This is a genomic window from Streptomyces sp. HD, assembly GCF_028369295.1.
In the GTDB taxonomy this organism is placed as follows: Bacteria; Actinomycetota; Actinomycetes; order Streptomycetales; family Streptomycetaceae; genus Streptomyces.
The window spans coordinates 40997-58906 of record NZ_JAQMYP010000036.1 but is presented as its reverse complement, the minus strand read 5'-3'; the positions used below and the strand labels follow the sequence as shown (position 1 = coordinate 58906).

Annotated in this window: 15 protein-coding genes; 9 read left to right on the top strand and 6 right to left on the bottom strand. The window is 71.2% G+C overall.

Annotated elements, in window-relative coordinates; all coding sequences use genetic code 11:
* Window positions 1-123: 123 nt before the first annotated feature.
* From POF73_RS30300 to serA, 4 genes are all read left to right on the top strand, one after another.
* A complete protein-coding gene (locus tag POF73_RS30300) occupies window positions 124-1980 on the top strand; it encodes an acetolactate synthase large subunit (protein WP_272121846.1) in 1857 nt (618 codons plus the stop codon).
* A 22-nt stretch (window positions 1981-2002) separates the two neighbouring features.
* A complete protein-coding gene (ilvN, locus tag POF73_RS30295) occupies window positions 2003-2527 on the top strand; it encodes an acetolactate synthase small subunit (RefSeq protein WP_003997672.1) in 525 nt (174 codons plus the stop codon).
* A gap of 128 nt (window positions 2528-2655) precedes the next feature.
* Window positions 2656-3654, top strand: a complete 999-nt coding sequence (ilvC, locus tag POF73_RS30290) for a ketol-acid reductoisomerase (protein ID WP_272121842.1) — start codon at window positions 2656-2658, stop codon at window positions 3652-3654.
* 230 nt (window positions 3655-3884) lie between these two features.
* Window positions 3885-5474, top strand: coding sequence for a phosphoglycerate dehydrogenase (gene serA / locus POF73_RS30285; protein ID WP_272121840.1), 1590 nt, complete (start codon window positions 3885-3887; stop codon window positions 5472-5474).
* 123 nt (window positions 5475-5597) lie between these two features.
* On the opposite strand, the gene POF73_RS30280 is transcribed toward serA, so the two are convergent.
* On the bottom strand, window positions 5598-7136 hold the full coding sequence (locus tag POF73_RS30280) for an MFS transporter (RefSeq protein WP_272121837.1): 1539 nt from the start codon (window positions 7134-7136) through the stop codon (window positions 5598-5600).
* Between the two features lie 76 nt (window positions 7137-7212).
* On the opposite strand from POF73_RS30280, the gene POF73_RS30275 reads away from it, so the two are divergent.
* Window positions 7213-7797 carry a TetR/AcrR family transcriptional regulator gene (locus POF73_RS30275; protein WP_272121835.1) on the top strand — a complete coding sequence of 195 codons (585 nt, stop codon included), beginning with the start codon at window positions 7213-7215 and terminating at the stop codon, window positions 7795-7797.
* Here POF73_RS30275 and POF73_RS30270 read toward each other — a convergent pair.
* The 4 genes from POF73_RS30270 to POF73_RS30255 are packed head-to-tail and all read right to left on the bottom strand — an operon-like array spanning window position 7751 to window position 12668.
* Window positions 7751-8464 (bottom strand): ATP-binding cassette domain-containing protein, encoded by a 714-nt coding sequence (locus POF73_RS30270; protein ID WP_272121833.1) that lies wholly within the window; start codon window positions 8462-8464, stop codon window positions 7751-7753. The genes POF73_RS30275 and POF73_RS30270 overlap by 47 nt on opposite strands.
* A complete protein-coding gene (locus POF73_RS30265) occupies window positions 8457-9410 on the bottom strand; it encodes an ABC transporter ATP-binding protein (RefSeq protein WP_272121832.1) in 954 nt (317 codons plus the stop codon). Before POF73_RS30265 ends, POF73_RS30270 begins: the two co-directional genes overlap by 8 nt.
* Window positions 9400-11178, bottom strand: coding sequence for an ABC transporter permease subunit (locus POF73_RS30260; RefSeq protein ID WP_272121830.1), 1779 nt, complete (start codon window positions 11176-11178; stop codon window positions 9400-9402). The genes POF73_RS30265 and POF73_RS30260 overlap by 11 nt, the downstream gene beginning before the upstream one ends.
* Window positions 11175-12668 carry an ABC transporter substrate-binding protein gene (locus tag POF73_RS30255; RefSeq protein WP_272121829.1) on the bottom strand — a complete coding sequence of 498 codons (1494 nt, stop codon included), beginning with the start codon at window positions 12666-12668 and terminating at the stop codon, window positions 11175-11177. Before POF73_RS30255 ends, POF73_RS30260 begins: the two co-directional genes overlap by 4 nt.
* Before the next feature lie 153 nt (window positions 12669-12821).
* Here POF73_RS30255 and POF73_RS30250 point away from each other — a divergent pair, with 153 nt between their 5' ends.
* Window positions 12822-13013: an aromatic-ring hydroxylase C-terminal domain-containing protein gene (locus POF73_RS30250; protein ID WP_272121827.1), complete on the top strand. Its 192-nt coding sequence runs from the start codon at window positions 12822-12824 to the stop codon at window positions 13011-13013.
* Window positions 13014-13020: 7 nt separating this feature from the next.
* Here POF73_RS30250 and POF73_RS30245 read toward each other — a convergent pair whose 3' ends face one another.
* The gene (locus POF73_RS30245; RefSeq protein WP_272121825.1) at window positions 13021-14220 is read right to left on the bottom strand and encodes a PucR family transcriptional regulator; all 1200 of its coding nucleotides are present in this window, start codon (window positions 14218-14220) and stop codon (window positions 13021-13023) included.
* Window positions 14221-14401: 181 nt separating this feature from the next.
* Between POF73_RS30245 and POF73_RS30240 the strand changes: the two genes are divergently transcribed.
* The 3 genes from POF73_RS30240 (at window position 14402) to POF73_RS30230 (ending at window position 17887) form a co-directional block, all read left to right on the top strand.
* Window positions 14402-15328 carry a proline dehydrogenase family protein gene (locus tag POF73_RS30240; protein WP_272121823.1) on the top strand — a complete coding sequence of 309 codons (927 nt, stop codon included), beginning with the start codon at window positions 14402-14404 and terminating at the stop codon, window positions 15326-15328.
* 33 nt (window positions 15329-15361) lie between these two features.
* Window positions 15362-16993 (top strand): L-glutamate gamma-semialdehyde dehydrogenase, encoded by a 1632-nt coding sequence (gene pruA / locus POF73_RS30235; RefSeq protein WP_272121821.1) that lies wholly within the window; start codon window positions 15362-15364, stop codon window positions 16991-16993.
* 69 nt (window positions 16994-17062) lie between these two features.
* On the top strand, window positions 17063-17887 hold the full coding sequence (locus tag POF73_RS30230) for an alpha/beta fold hydrolase (protein ID WP_272121819.1): 825 nt from the start codon (window positions 17063-17065) through the stop codon (window positions 17885-17887).
* Window positions 17888-17910: the final 23 nt, after the last annotated feature.

Genomic DNA, 17910 nt, shown 5'->3' with positions numbered 1-17910 from the left:
CACACCCGGCGCGCTCCCCTCGCTTGCCTTTTGGCACGAGGGGTTTTTTGTTGCACAGGCGCCATTCGTGCAACGCCCGAACTCCGCTCAAACCTCGCAAAAACCCTCAGCATCGAGAAGAGAATGCCGATGACCGAGCAGGCCTCCGGGGCCCATAATCCGCAGCCACGGCCCCGATCCGGAGGACAGCAGCCCGTGCCCGAGCACGTCACGGGTGCGCAGTCCCTCATCCGTTCCCTTGAGGAAGTCGGCGCCGACACGGTATTCGGTATCCCCGGCGGTGCGATCCTTCCGGCGTACGACCCGCTGATGGACTCCACCAAGGTCCGCCACGTCCTGGTCCGGCACGAGCAGGGCGCCGGTCACGCGGCCACCGGCTATGCGCAGGCCACCGGCAAGGTCGGCGTCTGCATGGCGACCTCCGGCCCCGGTGCCACCAACCTGGTCACGCCGATCGCCGACGCGCACATGGACTCGGTGCCGCTCGTGGCGATCACCGGGCAGGTCGCGTCCAAGGCGATCGGTACGGACGCCTTCCAGGAGGCGGACATCGTCGGCATCACCATGCCGATCACCAAGCACAACTTCCTGGTCACCAAGGCCGAGGACATCCCGCAGGTGATCGCCCAGGCGTTCCACATCGCCTCGACCGGCCGCCCCGGCCCGGTCCTGGTCGACATCTCCAAGGACGCCCTCCAGGCGAAGACCACGTTCTCCTGGCCGCCCACCATGGACCTGCCCGGCTACCGGCCCGTCACCAAGCCGCACGCCAAGCAGATCCGCGAGGCCGCCAAGCTGATCACCGCCGCGAAGCGGCCGGTCCTCTACGTCGGCGGCGGTGTCATCAAGGCCGGCGCCACCGCCGAGCTGAAGGTCCTCGCGGAACTCACCGGAGCGCCCGTCACCACCACCCTGATGGCGCTCGGCGCATTCCCCGACAGCCACCCGCTGCACGTGGGAATGCCGGGCATGCACGGTGCGGTCACCGCCGTCACCGCGCTGCAGAAGGCCGACCTGATCGTCGCCCTCGGAGCCCGCTTCGACGACCGCGTCACCGGCAAGCTGGACAGCTTCGCCCCGTACGCCAAGATCGTCCACGCCGACATCGACCCGGCCGAGATCGGCAAGAACCGCGCCGCCGACGTGCCGATCGTCGGTGACGCCCGCGAGGTCATCGCCGACCTGGTCCAGGCCGTCCAGAAGGAGCACGCCGAGGGCCACCGGGGCGACTACGCCGCCTGGTGGAACGACCTCAACCGCTGGCGCGAGACCTACCCGCTCGGCTACGACCAGCCCGAGGACGGCTCGCTGTCCCCGCAGCAGGTCATCGAGCGCATCGGGCAGCTCGCCCCCGAGGGCACGATCTTCGCGGCGGGCGTCGGCCAGCACCAGATGTGGGCCGCCCACTTCGTCCAGTACGAGAAGCCCGCCACCTGGCTGAACTCCGGCGGCGCCGGGACGATGGGCTACGCGGTCCCGGCCGCGATGGGCGCCAAGGCCGGAGCCCCGCAGCAGACCGTCTGGGCGATCGACGGCGACGGCTGCTTCCAGATGACCAACCAGGAGCTCACCACCTGTGCCCTGAACAACATCCCGATCAAGGTCGCCGTCATCAACAACGGTGCCCTCGGGATGGTCCGCCAGTGGCAGACCCTGTTCTACAACCAGCGCTACTCCAACACCGTGCTGCACAGCGGCCCCGAGGCCGACGGCAAGCAGCCGAGCGCCGGCACCCGCGTCCCCGACTTCGTGAAGCTGTCGGAGGCCATGGGCTGCTACGCGATCCGCTGTGAGCGGCCGGAGGACCTGGACAAGGTCATCGAGGAGGCGAACTCGATCAACGACCGCCCGGTCGTCGTCGACTTCATCGTCCACGAGGACGCGATGGTGTGGCCGATGGTCGCCGCCGGCACCTCCAACGACGAGATCATGGCCGCCCGGGACGTCCGCCCCGACTTCGGCGACAACGAAGACGACTGAGCGAGAGAGACGTAAAAAGACCATGTCCAAGCACACGCTCTCCGTCCTGGTGGAGAACACCCCGGGCATCCTCGCCCGGATCGCCGCCCTGTTCTCCCGTCGCGGCTTCAACATCGACTCGCTCGCGGTCGGCGTCACCGAGCACCCCGACATCTCCCGCATCACCATCGTGGTGAACGTCGAGGACCTGCCGCTTGAGCAGGTGACCAAGCAGCTCAACAAGCTCGTCAACGTGCTCAAGATCGTCGAACTGGAGCCGGGTTCGGCCGTTCAGCGCGAACTCGTCCTGGTGAAGGTCCGCGCCGACAACGAGACCCGCTCCCAGATCGTCGAGATCGTCCAGCTGTTCCGCGCCAAGACCGTGGACGTCTCCCCGGAGGCCGTCACCATCGAGGCCACCGGCTCCAGCGACAAGCTGGAGGCCATGCTGAAGATGCTGGAGCCGTTCGGCATCAAGGAACTCGTCCAGTCCGGCACGATCGCGATCGGACGCGGCGCGCGTTCGATCACGGACCGCTCGCTGCGAGCGCTGGACCGGTCGGCGTAAGGGCGTATCGGGCGGTCGGGTGACACCGGCCGTCCGGATTCCGCCCGTATAGCGAGACCCCGAAACTTCCCTTCCGCCCGCCGTCATACGGTGGGACGCAACACCTGCACACAAGGAGAGAACCCAAAGTGGCCGAGCTGTTCTACGACGCCGACGCCGACCTGTCCATCATCCAGGGCCGCAAGGTCGCGGTCATCGGTTACGGCAGCCAGGGCCACGCCCACGCGCTGTCGCTCCGTGACTCGGGTGTCGACGTGCGTGTCGGTCTGCACGAGGGCTCCAAGTCCAAGGCGAAGGCCGAGGAGCAGGGCCTGCGCGTGGTGACCCCGTCCGAGGCCGCCGCCGAGGCCGACGTCATCATGATCCTCGTCCCGGACCCGATCCAGGCCCAGGTCTACGAGGAGCACATCGCGCCGAACCTGAACGACGGCGACGCCCTGTTCTTCGGTCACGGCCTGAACATCCGCTACGGCTTCATCAAGCCCCCGGCCGGCGTGGACGTCTGCATGGTCGCCCCGAAGGGCCCGGGCCACCTGGTCCGCCGCCAGTACGAGGAGGGCCGCGGCGTTCCGTGTATCGCCGCCGTCGAGCAGGACGCGACGGGCAACGCCTTCGCGCTCGCCCTGTCGTACGCCAAGGGCATCGGCGGCACCCGTGCCGGCGTCATCAAGACGACCTTCACCGAGGAGACCGAGACCGACCTGTTCGGTGAGCAGGCCGTCCTCTGCGGTGGTACGGCTGCGCTGGTCAAGGCCGGTTTCGAGACGCTGACCGAGGCGGGCTACCAGCCGGAGATCGCGTACTTCGAGTGCCTGCACGAGCTGAAGCTGATCGTGGACCTCATGTACGAGGGCGGCCTGGAGAAGATGCGCTGGTCGATCTCCGAGACCGCCGAGTGGGGCGACTACGTCACCGGCCCGCGGATCATCACCGACGCCACCAAGGCCGAGATGAAGAAGGTCCTCGCCGAGATCCAGGACGGCACCTTCGCCCAGGCCTGGATGGACGAGTACCACGGCGGTCTGAAGAAGTACAACGAGTACAAGAAGCAGGACTCCGAGCACCTGCTTGAGACCACCGGCAAGGAGCTGCGCAAGCTCATGAGCTGGGTGAACGAGGAGGCGTAAGCCTCAGCCGACGGGACCGGAGCATGCCGCTCCGGTCCCGTTGTCCATCCCGTCGCGTCACGGACGGGTGATCCTTCCACGGAGGCACAGGACCGCCTCTGTGACGGCACTACACTGCCGTACTACATACGCGTCAGGCCCACAGCGTCGTGCGTCTTCCACGCGGCCAGTACCCTCCACCGCCTGCGGCCGTCGGGACGGCCGTCCGCATTGGACATGTGAGGACTCACGTGAGCTCGAAACCCGTTGTACTCATCGCTGAAGAGCTTTCGCCCGCGACCGTGGACGCGCTTGGTCCGGACTTCGAGATCCGGCACTGCAACGGCGCCGACCGGGCCGAGCTGCTGCCCGCCATCGCCGACGTGGACGCGATCCTGATCCGCTCCGCCACCAAGGTCGACGCCGAGGCGATCGCCGCCGCGAAGAAGCTCAAGGTCGTCGCGCGAGCCGGCGTCGGCCTGGACAACGTCGACGTCTCCGCCGCCACCAAGGCCGGCGTGATGGTCGTCAACGCCCCCACCTCGAACATCGTGACCGCCGCCGAGCTGGCCTGCGGTCTGCTCGTCGCCACCGCCCGCCACATCCCGCAGGCCAACGCCGCGCTGAAGAACGGCGAGTGGAAGCGCAGCAAGTACACCGGCGTGGAGCTCGCCGAGAAGACCCTCGGTGTGGTGGGTCTGGGCCGCATCGGTGCGCTGGTCGCCCAGCGCATGTCCGGCTTCGGCATGAAGGTCGTCGCCTACGACCCCTACATCCAGCCCGCGCGCGCCGCGCAGATGGGCGTCAAGGTGCTGTCGCTGGACGAGCTGCTTGAGGTCTCCGACTTCATCACCGTCCACCTGCCCAAGACCCCCGAGACCGTCGGCCTCATCGGCGACGAGGCGCTGCGCAGGGTCAAGCCGAGCGTGCGCATCGTCAACGCCGCGCGCGGCGGCATCGTCGACGAGGAGGCGCTGTACTCGGCGCTGAAGGAGGGCCGGGTCGCCGGCGCCGGTCTCGACGTGTACGCGAAGGAGCCCTGCACGGACTCCCCGCTGTTCGAGTTCGACCAGGTCGTCGCCACCCCGCACCTCGGCGCCTCCACCGACGAGGCGCAGGAGAAGGCCGGTATCGCCGTCGCCCGCTCGGTGCGCCTCGCCCTCGCCGGTGAGCTGGTCCCCGACGCGGTGAACGTCCAGGGCGGCGTCATCGCCGAGGACGTCAAGCCGGGTCTGCCGCTCGCCGAGCGCCTCGGCCGGATCTTCACGGCGCTCGCCGGTGAGGTCGCGGTCCGCCTCGACGTCGAGGTGTACGGCGAGATCACCCAGCACGATGTGAAGGTGCTGGAGCTCAGCGCCCTCAAGGGTGTCTTCGAGGACGTCGTCGACGAGACGGTGTCGTACGTCAACGCCCCGCTGTTCGCCCAGGAGCGTGGCGTCGAGGTGCGGCTGACCACCAGCTCGGAGGCCACCGACCACCGCAACGTCGTCACCGTGCGCGGCACGCTCGGCAACGGCGAGGAGGTGTCGGTGTCCGGCACGCTGGCCGGCCCCAAGCACCTGCAGAAGATCGTCGCGGTCGGCGACTACGACGTGGACCTCGCGCTGGCCGAGCACATGGTCGTCCTGAAGTACGAGGACCGTCCGGGTGTCGTCGGCACCGTCGGCCGCATCTTCGGCGAGGCCGGCATCAACATCGCCGGTATGCAGGTCTCGCGGTCGGTGGCCGGTGGCGAGGCGCTCGCCGTCCTCACCGTCGACGACACGGTGACGCAGACGGTGCTGACGGAGGTCGCCGAGGAGATCGGGGCGACGTCGGCCCGGTCGGTGAACCTGGTCTGAGGCGCCGGCGCCCTTGACGGGCCCAGGGTCTGTCGTTCGGACCATGCCGGCGTCGCGGGGTCTGCTCGGCCGGTCTGCGAGGTTTCCTGCGGCCGACCTGATCCAGACGACAGACCCCGGGCGTCAGACGCCGGACGTGCTGAGTTCACTCGGCGCGTCCGGCGTTTCGCATGTCCGCTCCCGGATCTCGACCCGCCGCAGCGCGACCGACGCCACCACGGCCGCCCCCGCCAGCACCACCGCGCCCGCGATCGCCGCCCCCTGCATCCCGCTGGTGAACGCCTCCCGAGCGACCGTGGCCAGTCCGGGGACCTGATCGGCGACGGCCAGCGCACCGCCGAGCGTCTCGCGGGCCGCGTCCGGCGCCGACGCCGGGATCTCGTGGCGGTAGACCGCCGTACCGATGGAACCGAGCACCGCCATGCCCAGCGCGCCGCCGAACTCTCCGCCGGTCTCCATCAGGGAGGACGCGGCGCCCGCCCGCTCCACCGGGGCGGTGCCCATGGCCAGGTCCATGATCTGGGACATCACCGCGACCGTGCCGACGGCGAGGACCGCGCACGCGACCAGCACCAGCACCATCGAGTCGGTGCCGGCGAGGGACAGCAGCGCGAAGCCCGACGCGGCGACGGCGAAGCCCGCGGTGACGACATGGGCGCGGTGGACGCCCCGCTGCACCAGCAGGGTCGCGACCGGCGCCGCCGCACCGATCGGCACCGACGGCAGCAGCGCCCACAGGGCCGCCTCCAGGGCGCTCCTGCCGAGCACCGACTGCAGGTACTGCGTGGTGAAGTAGGCCGAGCCCATCATCCCGAACACCGATACGAGGTTCAGGGCGACCGAGGGGGCGAAGCCCCGTCCGCGGAACAGGGCCGGGGAGATCATCGGGGCCGCCGCCGTGCGCTGGCGGTGGACGAAGAGCGCCGCCAACAGCAGGCCGACGGTGATCGAGACGACGTAGCGGACGTTCCAGCCCTCGGACGGGATCTCCTTCAGGCCGTAGATCACGGGGAGCACCGCCGCCATCGACAGCGGGACGCTCAGCCAGTCGAAGCGGTCGGGCGCCGGGTTCCTCGACTCGGGGAGCATGAGCGGGCCCAGGACCAGCAGAAGTGCCATCGCGGGCAGATTGACCAGGAAGACCGAGCCCCACCAGAAGTACTCGACCAGCACCCCGCTCATCACCGAGCCCAGTGCGACCCCGGCCGTCATCACGCCGGACCACAGGCCGATCGCCTTCGCGCGCTGGGCGGGGTCGGTGAACATCGTGCGGAGCATGGCCATCGTCGACGGCATCAGGGTCGCGCCGCCGATGCCGAGGAGCGCGCGGGCCGCGATCAGCATCTCGGCGCTGGTGGCGTACGCCGCCGCCAGTGAGGCCGTGCCGAAGGCGGCGGCGCCGATCAGCAGGAGGCGGCGGTGGCCCATGCGGTCGCCGAGCGAGCCCATCGTCATCAGCAGGCCGGCCAGGACGAAGGCGTAGATGTCGAAGATCCACAGCTGCTGGGTGCCGCTCGGCGCCAGGTCCGCGCTGATCGCCGGGATCGCGAAGTAGAGGACCGAGACGTCCATCGAGACCAGGAGCAGCGGAAGCATCAGGACGGCGAGGGCGGTCCATTCACGGCGGCCGGCCAGGGAACCGGCAGGGGTCGGGTTCGTCATGCCGGTGACTATACGAGCGTATTAAACGCTTGTCTATGACGCTTGTATAAATCGCTTGTCTAGATAGGCTGAGCGCATGGGACACCGTGAGGATCTGCTCGAAGGCGCCAAGCGCTGCCTGCTGGGGAAGGGGTTCGTGCGCACCACCGCGCGCGACATCGTCAAGGAGTCGGGGACCAACCTGGCCTCGATCGGCTACCACTACGGCTCGAAGGACGCGTTGCTCGCGCAGGCTTATGTGTCGCTGGTCGAGGGGATGGGCGACGCGTTCGAGGGCGACGGGGCCGGCGGGATCACCGCCGAGCCCGGCTCGGTCGAACGGTTCCGGCAGGTGTGGTCGAACATCATCGGCACCATGCGCGAACCCGGTTCGATGTGGCGTCTCAGCATGGAGATCGTCGTCATGGGCGACCAGCTGCCCGAGGTCCGCGACCATCTCGCGGCGGCCCAGCGGGAGGCCGGGCGCGGACTGATTCCGCTGCTCATGGGCGGGCGGGAGGAGGACGTGCCGGACGAGGCCGCGGACACCCTCGGCATGTTCTACGTGACCCTGATGACCGGGATCATCGCGCAGTGGACCTTCGACCCGAAGACCGCGCCCACCGCGGAGCAGCTCACCGAGGGGCTGCGTCAGGTGATCGAGGCCGCCACTCGGACCTGACCCGCCCGTCCCGCATCTCCAGCACCCGGTCCGCGACATGCCGTACGACGGCCCGGTCGTGGCAGATGAACAGGTAGCCGAGCCCGAGGTCGTCCTGGAGGTCGGCGAGCAGGTTCAGCACGCCGGCCCGGACCGAGGGGTCGAGGGACGAGACGGGTTCGTCGAGGATCAGCAGGCGGGGGTCCGAGGCCAGTGCGCGGGCGATGCCGACGCGTTGGCACTGCCCGCCGGAGAGTTCGTGCGGACGCCGGTCGCCGTACGACGGGTCCAGGCCGACCCGGTCGAGGAGTTCGGCGACCCGGGCGGGGCCGTCGCTGCCGTTCCAGCGGCCCCGCACCTTCAGCGGCTCGGCCACCGCGTCGCGGATGCGGTGGCGAGGGCTCAGTGAGCCGTACGGGTCCTGGAAGACGGGTTGCATACGCGGGCGGAGCGGGCGCAGCTCCGGTTCGGTGAGGGTCGTCAACTCCCGGCCCTCGAAGCGGACTTCGCCGGAATCCGGGCGGCGCAGCTGCAGGACGGCCAGGGCTGTCGAGGACTTGCCGCAGCCGGACGGGCCGTTGAGGGCGAGGGTCTCGCCGGGGGCCAGGGTGAAGGAGACGCGGTCCACGGCGGTCGCGTCGCCGTAGCGGACGACGAGGTCGCGGACGTCGAGCAGGGCGTCACTCATGAAACAACTCCGTTGCCGGATAAGGGAGTTCGGCCCACCGGTGGCAGGCCACCAGCCGTCCCTCCACCTCCTGCGGCTCCGGCTCCGCCGTATGGCAGGGGCCCGCCGCGAGCGGGCAGCGCGGGGCGAAGGCGCAGCCCGGAGGGAGGGCGGCCGGGGCCGGCGGGGTGCCGCGCAGGGCGGGGAGGCGACGGCCCGGGGGTGCGTGCTGGGGGAGGGAGGCCAGCAGGCCCGCCGTGTAGGGGGCGCGGGGGCGGTCCAGCACCTTGCCCGCCCGGCCGAGTTCGGTGAGGCGCCCGGCGTACATGACCAGCACACGGTCCGCGTGGTCCCGTACGACGTCCATGTCGTGGGTGACGAGGACGAGCGCGGCGCCCACGGCCTCCCGCTGCTCGGCGAGCACCCGCAGCACCTGGTCGCGGCGCTCCTCGTCCAGGGCGGTGGTGGGCTCGTCGGCGACCACGACGTCGGGTTCGTTGATCGTCGCCATGGCGATGACCGCGCGCTGGCGCATGCCGCCGGAGTACTCGTGCGGATACGCCCGTGCCTTGCGGGCCGCGTCCGGGATGCCGACCCGGTCGAGCGCGGCGACCGCCCGGGTGCGGGCCTCCTTGCGGGAGACACGGGCCACCGACCGTACGGCGGCGGCGAGTTGGTCGCCCACCGGATGCACGGGGGAGAGGGCGGACAGGGCGTCCTGCGGGACGAGGGAGATACGGCGGCCGCGGTGCGGCGCGAGGTCCGGCTCGATCGTCCCGCTCCTCGTCGCGCCCCGGGGCAGCATGCCCAGCAGCGCCCGGGCGGTGAGGGACTTGCCCGCGCCCGACTCGCCGACGATCGCGAGGGCCTCGCGCGGGCGGACGTCGAAGGACAGACCGCGTACGACCTCGATGCCGTCGAAGGCGATCCGCAGCTCGCGCACCGAGAGGAGCACATCAGACGGCAACGCAGGCCCCCTTCTTCTTCGCCGCGGGCTTCTTCGCCGACGGTGCGACTCGCCGTGTCCTCCGGCCCTGCACGGCCGCCGCCCCGGACACCGCCAGCCCCGCGAGGAGGGCCAGGGCGACGGCCGGGGCGAGAGCGGCCCAGGGGGCGCGTTCGACGTAGGCGCGGGACTCGTCGAGCAGCAGGCCCCACTCGGGGGCGGGCGGCTGGGCGCCGAGGCCCAGGAAGCCGAGGGAGGCCAGGGCGAGCGCGATGCCGGGCAGCCGGAGCAGGGCGTGGCGGGCGACCGGGGCGGCGACGGACGGCAGGACGTGCCGGGTGAGGATCCAGAACGGGCTCGCACCCATGGCCCGTTGGGCGGTCAGGAACGCCGACGCCCGCACCTCCTGCACCAGCGCCGCCGCGTGCGCGGACAGCGCGGGCCAGGAGATCAGGGCCACGGCGAGGGCCGCGCCGCCCGTGCCGGGGCCGGTCGCCGCGGCGACCAGGATGCCGACGATCACCGGGGGCAGGGCGTTGGCGATGTCCGCCGCGCCCGCCGCGACGCCGGGCAGGAAGCCGAGGGCGAGCGCGACCAGCAGGCTCAGTACGCAGATGGCGGCGGCCGTGCCGACCGTCGAGGCGGCACCGTGGCCGAGCCGCGCGAGGACGTCGCGGCCGAGGGCGTCGGTGCCGAGCGGGTGCGCCCAGGTGGGGGCGGCGAGGCGGGCGGCCGTGTGCACGGTGTACGGGTCGCGCAGCAGGCCCCAGCCGATGGTCACGGCGAGGACCGTGAACAGGGTCAGCGGGATCGCCGGGTGGGCGCGGACCGGGCGGGCCGGGGGCAGCGTCAGACCGGCGTCACGCAGTGCGGGGCCCAGCAGCCACCGCCGCGCGAGCGCCGCCGACACGCCCGCGACCAGGCCGAGCAGCAGCAACGCCAGCACCGAACCCTGGAGCAGCGGAAGATCCTGCGACTTGGCCGCGCCGAGCGCGGTACGGCCGATGCCGGGCACCGCGAACACCATCTCCACCGCGACCGCCCCGCCGGTCAGGCCGACGGCGGCCATCCCGAACTGCGGTACCAGCGGCGGCAGTACGCGCTTGAGGGCGGCCGTCGCGATCGCCGTACGGCTCACTCCCGCGCCCCGCCACAGCTCCACCCACCGTTCGTCGAGGACGGCGGGCAGCGCGTCCGCGACCAGTCGGCCGAGCAGACCGCCCGCCGGGACGCCGAGGGCGATCGCGGGCAGCACCAGATACTCGGGGCCCGCCCAGCCGGCCGTCGGCAGCCAGCCCAGCCACACCCCGCACACCAGCAGCGCGACAGTGGCCAGCAGGAACTCGGGAACCGCGGCGAGCATGGCGGCGAAGGCGCCGGCCGATCCGCGCCCGCGCACCAGCACCGGCGCCACCAGCAGGGCGCCCAGCACGACCGCGACGCCGAGTGCCGCGCCCATCAGGCCCAGCGACACCTGGAGCCCCGCGACGACGGACGGCAGCACGTCGGTGCCCGACACCCAGGAGGTGCCGAAGTCGCCGTGCAGCAGGTCCGAGGCCCAACGACCCAGCAGGGAAAGGGGACCGGCGTCCAGTCCCAGGTCCTCGCGGATCGCGGACAGGGCCTCCTCGGTCGGCTCCCGCTCGGCCGACCGGGCGCGCAGCACGGTGAGCGCCGGGTCCCGGTGCGAGAGCCAGGGCAGCAGGCCGACGGTGGCCAGGACGGCGACGAGACAGCCGAAGCGGGTCAGCCCGGCCGGGCTGACCGGCCTCCTTGCCGTGAACCTCACTTGACGTATGTGTGCGCGGTGACGAGTTCACGCTCGCGCGGGTCGTGAGCGGCGTTCACCACGCCGTCGGCGTCGCCCTGGATCACCCGCTCATGGAGCATCGGGACGGCCGCGTCCCGGGCGAGCACGGCGGCCTCGGCCTCGACGACCGCCCTGCGGCGGGCGTCCCCGACCTTGGTGTCGGCGGCCTTGCGCAGGGCCTTGTCGACGCCCTTGTCGGCGAGCCGCGACAGGTTGAAGGTGCCGTCGGAGGCGAAGTCGCTGTAGAGGTACGCGGCCGGGTCACCGGAGTCGAGGACGGTGGCGCGGGAGAGGACGAACGCGTCGAACCGGCCGGCCAGGGCGTCGGCCTCGATGTTGGTGTACTCGCGGACGTCGAGCTTCACCTTGAACCCGGCCTTCTGGAGCTGCTGTTGCAGCGTGGCCGCCACCTCGGGCATCTCCGAGCGTTCGGTGTACGTCCCGATGGTGATCGCCGCACCGCCCGGCTTCCCGGCCCCGGCGCCCCGAGTGACCGGCTTTCGCAGCTCGGCCGCCCACGGCAGCGCCGGCCCCAGCAGCCCCTCGGCGACATCGGCGCGACCCTCGTACACGCCCTTCACGATGGCCTCGGCGTCGATGGCCTCGCGGGCCGCCGCCCGCAGCGAGGCGTCCTTGAACGCGCCCCTCTCGGTGTTCAGGTACAGGGTGTTGGTGCGCGGCATCGGGACCTCGGTGATCAGGTCCTGGTCGAGCACCGCGGCCTGCGACACCGGGATCGCCTCCACGATGTCCGCCTCGCCGCTGCGCAGCGCCGCCGCGCGGGCGGTCCCGTCGGGGACGAACGTCACGTCGATTCCCGGGGCCTTGGCCTTGCCGCCCCAGTAGGCGGCGTAGCGGTCGAGGGTGGCGGAGGCCGTGCCGTTGACCTTCGTGAGCTCGAAGGGGCCGGTGCCGGCGCCGACGGGGTTCACCGTCTTCCCCCGGTACGCCTTCGCCGCCAGGATCGACAGCTGCGGTGAGCTGAGCCGCTGCGGGACCAGGGGGTCCTCGGTGGCGGTCGTGACGGTGACCTTGTCCCCGGCGGCCTTCGCGGTCAGCTCGACGCCGTCGAGGATGCGGGGCTTGGGGGATGCCGTGGCCGCCCTGGTGAGGGAGCGTACGACGGCGTCGGCGTCCAGCTTCGTGCCGTCGTGGAAGGTGACGCCGTCGCGTATCTCGAAGCTCCAGGTACGGCCGGACTGCTGCCACTTGGTGGCGAGCGCGGGTCGGGCGTCACCGTCGTCGTCGAGTTTCACGAGGGTCTCGGCCGTCGACCAGCGGGACAGCTTGAACGCGTCGTCCGAGAGCGGGGACAGCCCGGAGCGCGGGGGCTGCATCATCGCGACTCGGATGCGCTTGCCGTCCGCCGGGTCCGCGGTGGACTCCGCCCCGGCGAAGCAGCCGGTGAGCAGGGCGGAGGCCGCGGTGACGGCGGTGACGGGGAGCAGGCGGCGGGCGGGCAGGCGCACGGGACCCTCCGGGTAAAAGGGCGGTCAAGAGAGCGGTTGCCGTGACCGTAGCATGATGACAATCATTTCCAATAATCGGGTCGGGTGCGACGGGGCGGGTCGCGGTGTCGCCGATGTGCACAACCTCTGCTGGAAGGCGGGCGTGCTGCGCGGGTGGGCCGGGCCGGGGCTGCTGGACGGCCGCTGCGCGTCGCGATCCTGCCCGCCGAGCACGCCGGCCGGTGGGGTCGGGATCCGCTGGGCGTCCTGCTCGTCCGCCCCGACGGTCATATCGCCGTGCGCTGGAGCTCCCCACCGGACAGTGCCACGCTCCATGACGCCCTCGCCGCGATCACCGCGTGCTGACCCAGGCCTACAGCCGCGCCCCCTTCAACGCCATGTGCAGCAGCAGCCGGTCCTCCCCGTCGTCCAGGTCCAGGCCCGTGAGCTGTTCGACGCGGGAGAGGCGGTAGTAGAGGGTCTGGCGGTGGATGCCCAGCTCGGCGGCGGTGCGGCCGGCCTGGCCCGCGCAGTCCAGGTACACCTCGGCGGTGCGGGCGAGTTCGTGGTGGGCGGGGGAGAGGAGAGGGGTGACCGCGGGGTCGTGGACGGAGTCGGGGGAGAGGGCGGTCAGCAGACGGTACGGGCCGATGCGCGACCACTCGGCCACCGGGCCGAACCGCGGTTCCGCCAGGGCCGCGCGGGCCGCGGCCGACGCCTCCTGCCAGACGGTGCCCAGGTCGGCCAGGCCGGTGCGGGGTTCACCGAGACCGGCCGCCATCCGTGCCGGGCCCTGAGCGGATAGCCGTGGCCGCGCCGGGCTCTCCTTCAGCAGCCGGGACGCCGCCGCCAGTGCAGCCGTGCGCACCTCGGGCGAGCGCAGCCGGACCAGCACCGCGAGGCTCTGCCCCGTCGTCCCCCACGGGACCGTGCACAGTGCGGTGGCGTGCGGCACCGTCCGCACCGACGGGGCGTCGTCGGGGTCGGCCGAGGGCCAGGGGGCCACGCAGACCACCGTATGGACGCCGTCGGCGCGTGCGCCCAGGGCCGTGCGCAGCTCGGCGACCGCCATGTCGCCCTGCCAGCCGCGCTCGGCGGTCAGCACCGCCCGCAGCTCCCGGCTCAGGTCCGCCCCGTGCTGCGCCTCGTCCGCGAGCAGGGCGCCGATCCGCGCGGTCACCTCCATCGCGGCCGACAGCTGCCGGTCCGTGGGGCCCGGATCGTCGTCGAGGAGCCAGACGTAGCCCAGCACGACACTCCTATGGCGTACCGGCAGGCAAATACGTCCGCGGTACACCCCCGCCTCCGGAGTCCGCGGGATCCGCACCGGGCCGGTCGCGCGTGTGATGCCGAAGCCCTCGAACCAGGTCCGGACGGCCGACGTCGAGCGGCGGGTCAGGATCGAGCGGGTGCGGACGGGGTCCAGGGCCGACGCGTCGAGCTCGTCCTCGCTGTCGTAGGCACCGAAGGCGATCAGCTCGAAGTCCCGGTTCTCCAGGGTCGCGGGGGCGCCGAGGAGCTCCGAGATCTCATCTACCAGCTCCTGGTAGTCACCCTTGAATTCGGACGTCACACGGGCATTCTCCCGCATATCCCGAGGGGCTTCATACATCTGTCTGAGATCTGCGGCACGGATGCGTGACAGCTGTCGATGGCCGACGATCGGAGGGATCCTTAGGTTTCACGGTGGTTCTCCGTGCCGTACCCGAATGGTTGGGATTCGGCCGCCTTTCGCTGTTCTGTGGAGGTGCCCCGTGCTGGGTCCCGTGATTCTCGCCGCGTCGCGCAGCGACCGGATGCGACGCCTGATCTCGGCCGCTCCGGTGACCAAGCAGGTCGTCGACCGCTTCATCCCGGGCGAGACGGTCGACGAGATGGTGCCGATCATCAAGGACCTCAGCGACCGGGGTCTGGAGCTGACGATGGACGTCGTCGGCGAGGACATCACCCGCCCGGAACAGGCCGCGGCCGCCCGGGACGCCTATCTGGCGCTCATCGACCGGCTCAAGGAGCTGGAGCTGGGCGACCGGGCCGAGATGTCCGTGAAGCTGTCGATGTTCGGGCAGGCGCTGGACGGCGGCCACGAGCTGGCCCTGGCCAACGTCCGTCCGGTCGTCGAGGCCGCCGCGGCGATCGGCACCACCGTGACGCTCGACGCCGAGGACCACACCACCCTCGACTCGATGTTCGCCATCCACGAGGAGCTGCGCAGGGACTTCCCGCAGACCGGCTGCGTCATCCAGGCCTACCTTTTCCGCACCGAGGCCGACGCCCGCCGCCTCGCCGCGGCCGACAGCCGGGTGCGGCTGGTCAAGGGGGCGTACAAGGAGCCCGCCGAGGTCGCCTACCAGCAGAAACACGAGATCGACAAGGCGTACGTCCGGGTCCTGAAGGTTCTGATGGAGGGCGCCGGGTACCCGATGATCGGGTCCCACGACCCGCGTCTGATCTCCATCGCCCAGGAGCTCGCCCGGCGCGCCGGGCGCAAGCTCGACGAGTACGAGTTCCAGATGCTGTACGGGATCAGGAGCGACGAGCACCTGCGACTGGCCGCCGAGGGCCACCGCATGCGCGTCTACACCGCCTACGGCACCGACTGGTACGGCTACTTCATGCGCCGGCTCGCGGAGAAGCCCGCCAACCTGCGGTTCTTCGTACGAAGCATGATCACCAAGGGCTGAACCGCCACCGCTCAGTAAGGAGTTACGGAACCCATGGACGCTGTGACCCAGGTCCCCACCCCCGTCAACGAGCCGGTGCACGGCTATGCCCCCGGCTCGCCCGAGCGCGCCCGGCTGGAGGTCAAGCTGAAGGAGCTGGCCGAGAACCCGATCGACCTGCCGTGCACCATCGGCGGCGAGCGTCGGATGGGCGGCGGTGAGCGCTTCGACGTCGTGCAGCCGCACAACCACAAGGCCCGCCTCGGCACCTACGGCAACGCCACCCAGCAGGACGCCCAGGACGCCATCGACGCGGCCCTCGCCGCCGCACCGGCCTGGCGTGCGATGTCCTTCGACGACCGCGCCGCGATCATCCTGCGCGCCGCCGAGCTGCTGTCCGGCCCGTGGCGCGAGACGCTGGCCGCCTCCACCATGCTCGGCCAGTCCAAGACCGCCCAGCAGGCCGAGATCGACACGCCCTGTGAGCTGATCGACTTCTGGCGCTTCAACGTCAAGTACGCCCGTGACCTGCTCGCCGAGCAGCCGGTCGCCAACTCCCCGGGCGTCTGGAACCGTCTCGACCACCGCCCGCTGGAGGGCTTCGTCTACGCGATCACGCCCTTCAACTTCACGGCGATCGCGGGCAACCTGCCGACCGCACCCGCGCTGATGGGCAACGTCGTCGTCTGGAAGCCGTCCCCGACCCAGACCCACGCCGCCGTACTGCTGATGCAGCTGCTGGAGGAGGCCGGTCTGCCCAAGGGCGTCATCAACCTCGTCACCGGCGACGGCATCGAGGTCTCCAAGGTGGCGCTTGAGCACCGCGACCTCGCCGGCATCCACTTCACCGGCTCGACCAAGACCTTCCAGTACCTGTGGAAGACGGTCGGCAACAACATCGAGAAGTACCGCTCCTACCCGCGCATCGTCGGCGAGACCGGCGGCAAGGACTTCGTCGTCGCCCACCCGAGCGCCGACAAGGCGATCCTGAAGACGGCGCTGACCCGCGGTGCCTTCGAGTTCCAGGGCCAGAAGTGCTCGGCGACGTCCCGGGCGTACATCCCGGCGTCGATCTGGAACTCCGGCTTCAAGGAGGAGTTCGCGGCCGAGGTCGACTACATCACCATGGGTGATGTCACCGACCTGTCGAACTTCATCGGCGCCGTCATCGACGAGCGTGCCTTCGCCAAGAACAAGGCCGCGATCGACCGCGCCAAGTCCGACCCGTCCTGCACGATCGTCGCGGGCGGCTCCTACGACGACTCGGTCGGCTACTTCGTCCGCCCGACCGTCGTCGAGTGCTCCGACCCGGAGAACGAGGTCTTCACGACCGAGTACTTCGGCCCGTTCCTCGCCGTGCACGTCTACGAGGACGACAAGTACGACGAGATGCTGGAGCAGATGGAGTCGGTGTCCGCGTACGCGCTGACCGGCTCGGTCATCGCGGGCGACCGCGCGGCCGCGGCGCACACGATGGACAAGCTGCGCTACGCCGCCGGCAACTTCTACATCAACGACAAGTCGACCGGCGCCGTCGTCGGCCAGCAGCCCTTCGGCGGCGGCCGTGCCTCCGGCACCAACGACAAGGCCGGCGCCCCGCAGAACCTGATGCGCTGGACCCTGACCCGCGCCATCAAGGAGACGCTGGTCCCGCCGACCGACTACACCTACCCGCACATGGGCTGACACCCCGACTCAGCGCACAAGGCCGGGTCCTGACGGACCCGGCCTTTGCCGTGCGGGGAGAATACGGCCGTGACGGTGAGGACGGACGACGGCGTACGACTGTGGGCGAGCGCCTCCGGCCGGGGCGAGCCGCTGGTCCTGTGCCACGGCGGGCCCGGGCTGTGGGACATGTTCGGCGACGTGGCGGGGATGCTCGGTGACCTGGCCACGGTGGTGCGCTGGGACCAGCGCGGATGCGGGCGCTCCGAGCGGTGCGCCGGCCCGTGGACCACCGACCGGTTCGTGGCCGATCTGGACGCCGTACGGCGGCACTTCGGGCTGGAGCGGACGGCGCTGCTCGGTCACTCCTGGGGCGCACAGCTCGCGCTCGCCCACGCACTGGCCCACCCGGAGCGGGTGAGCGCGCTGGTGTACGTGTCCGGAACGGGCATCGGCCCGGATACCGACTGGCGTGCGGCCTACGAGGAGAACTTCCTCGCCAGGCTGGGCGAGGACCCCGAACGGCTCGCCCGCTGGCGGGAGTTGCCCCGGGACGACCGGGAACGGGCGGTGCTGCAATGGTCCGCGGAGTTCGAGGACCGGGCACGGGCGCTGGAGCATGCCGGGCGGATGGCCGACCCGTGGTTCGGGATCAACACCGAGTGCGGTGCGGCCCTGAACGCCGAACGGCGCCGCACCTGGGGCACCCCCGAGCTGTACGCCGCCTGCCAGGACCTCGACGTGCCCGTGCTCATCGTCGACGGGGCCCGGGACATCCGGCCGCGCTCGGCGGTGGACTCGCTGGAGCGGGCGCTGCCGAGGGTGGACCGGGTGATCCTGCCCGACGCCGGGCACCTTCCCTGGGTGGAGGACCCGAAGGGCTTCCGGGAGGCGGTGGCGGCGGTGCTGGGGTGAGCCGCGGTGCTCCGTGACGTAGG